The sequence below is a fragment of the Bradyrhizobium sp. Leo170 genome (assembly GCF_004296405.1).
Classification (GTDB): domain Bacteria; phylum Pseudomonadota; class Alphaproteobacteria; order Rhizobiales; family Xanthobacteraceae; genus Bradyrhizobium.
Window position 1 is genome coordinate 1 of sequence record NZ_PSRR01000465.1, and the last position, 5,186, is coordinate 5,186.

At 64.6% G+C, this 5,186-nt stretch carries 6 protein-coding genes; 4 read left to right on the forward strand and 2 right to left on the reverse strand.

Annotated features, from left to right (window positions below; all coding sequences use genetic code 11):
- Positions 1-327: 327 nt before the first annotated feature.
- Entirely contained in the window at positions 328-531 is a 204-nt protein-coding gene (locus tag CWO89_RS40430; RefSeq protein ID WP_130583846.1) for a helix-turn-helix transcriptional regulator, read from the reverse strand.
- A gap of 145 nt (positions 532-676) precedes the next feature.
- Complete coding sequence (locus CWO89_RS46420; protein ID WP_165421527.1) at positions 677-829, reverse strand: hypothetical protein; 153 nt, start codon at positions 827-829, stop codon at positions 677-679.
- On the opposite strand from CWO89_RS46420, the gene CWO89_RS40435 reads away from it, so the two are divergent.
- From CWO89_RS40435 to CWO89_RS40450, 4 genes are all read left to right on the forward strand, one after another.
- Positions 828-1,592 (forward strand): hypothetical protein, encoded by a 765-nt coding sequence (locus CWO89_RS40435; RefSeq protein ID WP_130583847.1) that lies wholly within the window; start codon positions 828-830, stop codon positions 1,590-1,592. The two genes, CWO89_RS46420 and CWO89_RS40435, sit on opposite strands and share 2 nt — an antisense overlap.
- Positions 1,589-1,852 carry a hypothetical protein gene (locus CWO89_RS40440; RefSeq protein ID WP_130583848.1) on the forward strand — a complete coding sequence of 88 codons (264 nt, stop codon included), beginning with the start codon at positions 1,589-1,591 and terminating at the stop codon, positions 1,850-1,852. The genes CWO89_RS40435 and CWO89_RS40440 overlap by 4 nt, the downstream gene beginning before the upstream one ends.
- 79 nt (positions 1,853-1,931) lie before the next feature.
- A complete protein-coding gene (locus CWO89_RS40445) occupies positions 1,932-2,303 on the forward strand; it encodes a hypothetical protein (RefSeq protein ID WP_130583849.1) in 372 nt (123 codons plus the stop codon).
- Positions 2,300-5,186: lytic transglycosylase domain-containing protein (locus tag CWO89_RS40450; protein WP_130583850.1), on the forward strand; the 2,887-nt coding region annotated here is incomplete at its 3' end. The genes CWO89_RS40445 and CWO89_RS40450, both read left to right, overlap by 4 nt.

Below are 5,186 nucleotides of genomic sequence, written 5' to 3' on the forward strand. Positions count from 1 at the left end.
CCGATAGTGTTGCAAAAGTCTTTTTGCGGCATGGGACTCAAGCTCTGCGAGCCGTAGGCGCGACGAGTGAATAATTGTGTGGGGGACCACACCGCCGTGCGCCGAACTCACAGGTGATTCTGGCAACGCGTCTGAAGCTGCAGTGATCGGCGATTGTCGCTTGTGTCGTCTTTCCGCGGAAAATTGGTCGCCTGGCATTTTGGGAGTTTTGCAACACTATCGGCCCATCTCTGACAAACCGCTCGACGTAGCCAATGTCCGGAATCGGCCCGGAAGCAGAAGCAGACGAGCACGCTTTATTGGGATTTGAACCTAGCCCCGCCGTTTCTATTTCCGATACTCGCTGGTGCTCTCGACCGTCCTGGTCTGCTCCCACTCGTCGAGGACGTCTTCCCTGTAGAGAATGCGCCCGCCGAGACGGGTGAACTTCGGGCCCGTGCCGAGATATCTCCAGTTGGCGAGGGTGCGAACGGCGATTCTGCCTCCGAACCGTTCGGACACCTGTGCTGGCGTGAGATAGCGCGCGGTCATTGCGATGGTTCTCCTCGATAGGCCGGTTCGTTCACGGCGATGCACGCGCTTTGCCAGAACACGCGGCGCATTTGCAAGACGGGCGAGCGGCCAACAGATCGGGAATCAGTTGTCCTAGTGCTGAGATCGCTACAGCGACTGGCGCTCAGGGCGGCGGATTTTTTTTAGGGCGCTCATAGGGCGCAGTGAACGGCAGCGGCGCCGTGCCGGCACTTCCGAAACGCTTCCGGAATTTCGGTCGTGACAAAACAATAACTATCAGACGGTCGATCAGCGGCCATTCCGGAGCAAAATCCATGAGCAATGAATTCCAGGTCGAACGGGCCAAACTGCAATCCGAACTCACCACCCTGGCGATGGTGGGCGCCGACACCAACCGGGTGCGCGACAAGCTGGCGAAGCTCGACGAGCGCGAGCAGGCGACACGTGACGCGGAGGCGGCCGCTATCGATACCGCACGACAAGACCGTTTGCTGGACGCAGCCGCTGCCGCCGAGCGCCGATGCGGCGAAATCGTCGAGCGCCTGACGGCAGCCGGCCATGAGCTGACCGATGGCGACAGGCAGAAACTTGCCGGAGCTTGCGGGAAGTCGGCCGAATTGTTCGTCGAGGTTGGCATGGTGCGCGACGCACGCAGCGTTGCCGCGCAGAAAATCAGTCAGATTGCGGAACGCATCGGCCTGCTCGAGGACCGGCGCGCCGCTATCGCCGATTTGCGCTCGGCGGACCAATCGACCGACCGCGACTTGCTCGAGCTTCGCGGCATTGAGCTGGATCTGGAAACGCTTCGTGCCGCGAAGGCCGACGCCTTGGCTCGGCTCGACGCCATCGTGGAGCCGGCCAGCGCGGTCGAGCTTCGCCAGCGCGTTGAGGGCGAGATCGCGGCGCTGGAGCGCGACGTCGTAGTGCGGTCCATCTCCGCCAGCATCGCGACGCAGGAAGCCGAGCTGCTCGAAAGTATCAAGCGGCTCGTGGAAATCACCGGTGCCAAGACACCGGGCAGCGTGTACCGCCGGACGCCGGAGTGGGATTGGTTCTGCCGCACGGGAGCACTGAAATGAAATTCTCTACCGAATCCAACCCCGGCCGCTGCTTCGCACCGGCCCGTTCCGGCAACCCGGTCGGCCGCCCTCGCACGGCGGACCGACTGCGCAAGGACGTGGCGCGCGAGCTCATCCGACATGGGGGCACGATCACCAAACTCGCCGTGCAGCGAGCTATCGCCGGCGATGCCGCCTGTCTGGCGGCATGCATGAGCTTGCTCGGCATGCTTGGCACTGCCGACAAATCCGCAGAGCCGTCCAAAGGCAACGGCAAATGAACAAACCAGTAGCGCTCCACCCGCGCTTTCCCCGTGGCCGGACTCCGGCCGTGGGGCTTTTTATTTGAAGGAGGCGGGCATGGCTCGACTCACATATGAAACGACCCGCGACGGGTTCGATGTTTGGCTGGCGACCGACGCGCGGCACATGACCGTTGAGGTGCGCCGCGCGGGTACGCTGCTCGCAAAAAGCGATGCGCCGCACTATGGAATCTTGGGTCCAGACTCGCGGAGTCCGGAAAAGTCGCCATTCGCAGAGCACCTTATCGATGGTGCGCTCTCCAAGGCTCTCGGGCGCCCCCAGCGCAGTAGCTTCGATCTGCTATGCGATGTAATCGCGCGTGGCCGGCGTGAGAAAAAAGTGCTGCTCTTTAAGGCCAAGCCGGCACGTAGGAGTGGTCTGTTCAGCGTCCCCGTATCGCGGCGTTCTGCCAAAGGGGGACGTAAATGAGCGGCATCAAGATTCCAGTCGAGGCGCAGTTCGATCCTGCCGACGTAGAGCGGGCTGTCCAAAAGTTCACCCAGGAGTTCAACAAGCTGGGCGCGGTCATCGCGCAGGTGAACCGGCTGAAATATCAGCCTATCGACAAGGCGACGCTCGACAACATGCGCCAGCTCCAGGCGCAGTTCGAGAGCCTGAAGAAAATTTCTGGCGGGTTCAACCAGCGTCTCAAGGCGACCGGGCAGGGCGGCGCCGGGTTCTTCGACATCGACTGGGCCCGGATGTACGACAATCCGGCCGAGCGCGCGCGCCGCATGCAGCGGGCATTCCAGTACGTGTCGGCTGGCATCGGTGGCGGGTTCTCTGGTGGAGCGGCGCCATCGCCCGCACCGAGGCCCGCTCCTGGTGGCGCCGGTCAGAACCCGCCTCCTGGTCCTGGTGCTGCCTGGGGCGGGGCTGGGCGCAACGTCGTCTCCGCTGGCCTTCGCGCTGCTGGGCCTGTCGGAGGTGTCGCCGATAACGCGCTGTCCGCTGGGATGGCCGGTGGGGCAATGGCCGGTCTCGCCGGTCTGCTCGGTGGAATCGTCGCGCTCGGCGTTGGAAAGGCCATGGGCGCCGTCATGGGCAAGGTCGGCGACGCTCAGCGGGAGTTCGTTGGTTACGACACGCTCAAGCGAACGTTGGGCGACGTAAACGTCGGCTTCCACGTCTTGCGCGACACCCTGCGCGCGGCGTCGAAGTCCATCGACGTGACGTTCGAGGAAGGGCAGAAGCTCGGCGCCGAGTTTGCGAAGATTTCCGGCATGGCGCCGGGCCAGTACAAGACACTGGCTGACGAGGTGCAAATCGGCGGAGGGTTCAGCCGGTCATTCGGCCTCGACCCTGGCGCGGGCAATTCCTTCTTCGCGCAGATGCGCCAATTCCAGGTTACCGGCAACGAGCAGGAGAGCCGCCGGTTAGCCCTCATGATCGGCGAGAGCATCGGCAAGTCCGGCGCCTTCTCCAAGGCCGACGAGGTGCTGCAGGCCATTGCGTCCTACACGGCGCAGCAAACCCGCCTGGGGTTGGTCACTGGTAACGTCGGCGGATATGCCGGCATGCTGTCCGGGCTGGTCGGATCGCGCACGCCGGGCCTGGATGTGGCCGGCTCGGCTAACCTGTTGTCCCGCGTCAACTCGGCTATCGCGGGCGGCGGCGGCGCCGGCGAGGCCGGCCAGAACTTCATGTATTCGGCACTTGGCCGCCGTCTGGGGCTGGACCCGATCCAAACGCAGGTACTGCAGGAGCAGGGCGCCTTCGGAACCGGTTCCGCCACGTTCGGCTCAGGTTCGCTCTATGCGCGCTTCGCCGAGCGGTACCGCATGGCGACTCCGGGCACCGCTGCCGCCTCGTCGTCGACGAACCTGCAAATGCTGATGGAGCAGTTCCGCAAGGTCTACGCCGGCCGGGCGGACCTGATGGCGAACGCGATGTCGAGCTTCTTCGGCATCGGCACGAATCAGGCAATGGCGCTGGCCTTGACGTCGCCGAACGACCTGGGCGGCATCGAAAAAACGCTTGAGGGCTCCGGGGTTGGCGTGCGCAATCTGTCAGCGACTGGAATCGAAGCGCTGGCGCGCATTCAGAGCGGCGGGCGCGACGTGCTCGACGCGCAGGCGCAAAGTCTGCGCTCGCGGACTGGGATCGATGCGCTCAATGTGGAGGAGGAGAAGCGCCTGCGCATCGCCCAGGCGAGCGGCAACGACGACGACCTGCGCGCCGAACTCATCAAGCTCACGGCCTCGCGCGAGCAGGAGAAAACCGACGGCAGCGAAACTCGCCGCGCGACGGTGGGCATACTCAACCTGCAGCAGGAGATGGCCGGAAAGCTGGTGCCGCTGTTCACTGATATGCGCGCCGGCATCCTTTATCTCGCCGGGGACAAGGGCAAGGTCGGGCCGATGGGCATCCAGAAAGCGATGCTCGAGGCCGAGTCGCGCGAGCGCAAGGAATCCATCGGTGTCCAGTACGAGGACCGCATCAAGGCGGCCGGGGAAGAGGTGCAGGCCGCCCGCGAGCGCCATCAGACCGCCTGGGAGAAGTTCCGCCAGGATGGCGCTGGCATGACGCCGGGGCAGCAAGAGGCTGGGCGTGCTGAGCTCAAGAGGCTGCTCGACGAGCGGGTCGCGGCCGAGCAGAAGGTGCGAGACTTGGCAGTCGAGCGCTCGAAGGCCCTGGACGACGAGGACGTGCGGCTCAAGCGAGACCTGCGCGAGATGACGAGCAAAGCCTACGCGAGCAATACGCCTGGGACCAAGCCTGCCGCCTCCATCCCCGCCGGTGTCACGCCGGACGACATCAGGGGCGGGCCGGGCTCGACCGCAAACCTTAAAGGCGACTCCTGGCTGATGGCCCAGCTCGCCGAGACGGACCGGCGACTCGGCCTGCCGTCGGGCACCTCCGCCGCGCAGTTCGACCAGGAAAGCGGATGGAACCCAAACGCGATCAGCAAGGCTGGCGCAATGGGGCTCGCGCAGGTCATGCCCGAGACGTTGCGCTCGCTCGAGAAGCGGTTCGGCCGCAAGCTGGACCCGTATGACCCTCGCGATGCCGTGCTGATCCACCGCGAGCTGATGGATGAAAACAAGCGGCAGTTCGGCACGGTCGAGGACGCCTTGCGCGCGTACAATGGTGGGTGGGACATTGGCAAATGGGGCAACCCGGAGACTTCTGCCTATGTCCCGAGCATCATGGCAAAGCGCGGCATGTACAGCACGGCGCTGCCGGATGGCGCCAAGGCGACGGCGCCGGCGGATTCGACGCAGCGCATCGCAGTCGAAGGCACCTTCACCCTGAACAAACCCGACGGGACGCCGGCGGCCGCGCCGGTGCAGATCAACAAGCAGGTCGGCG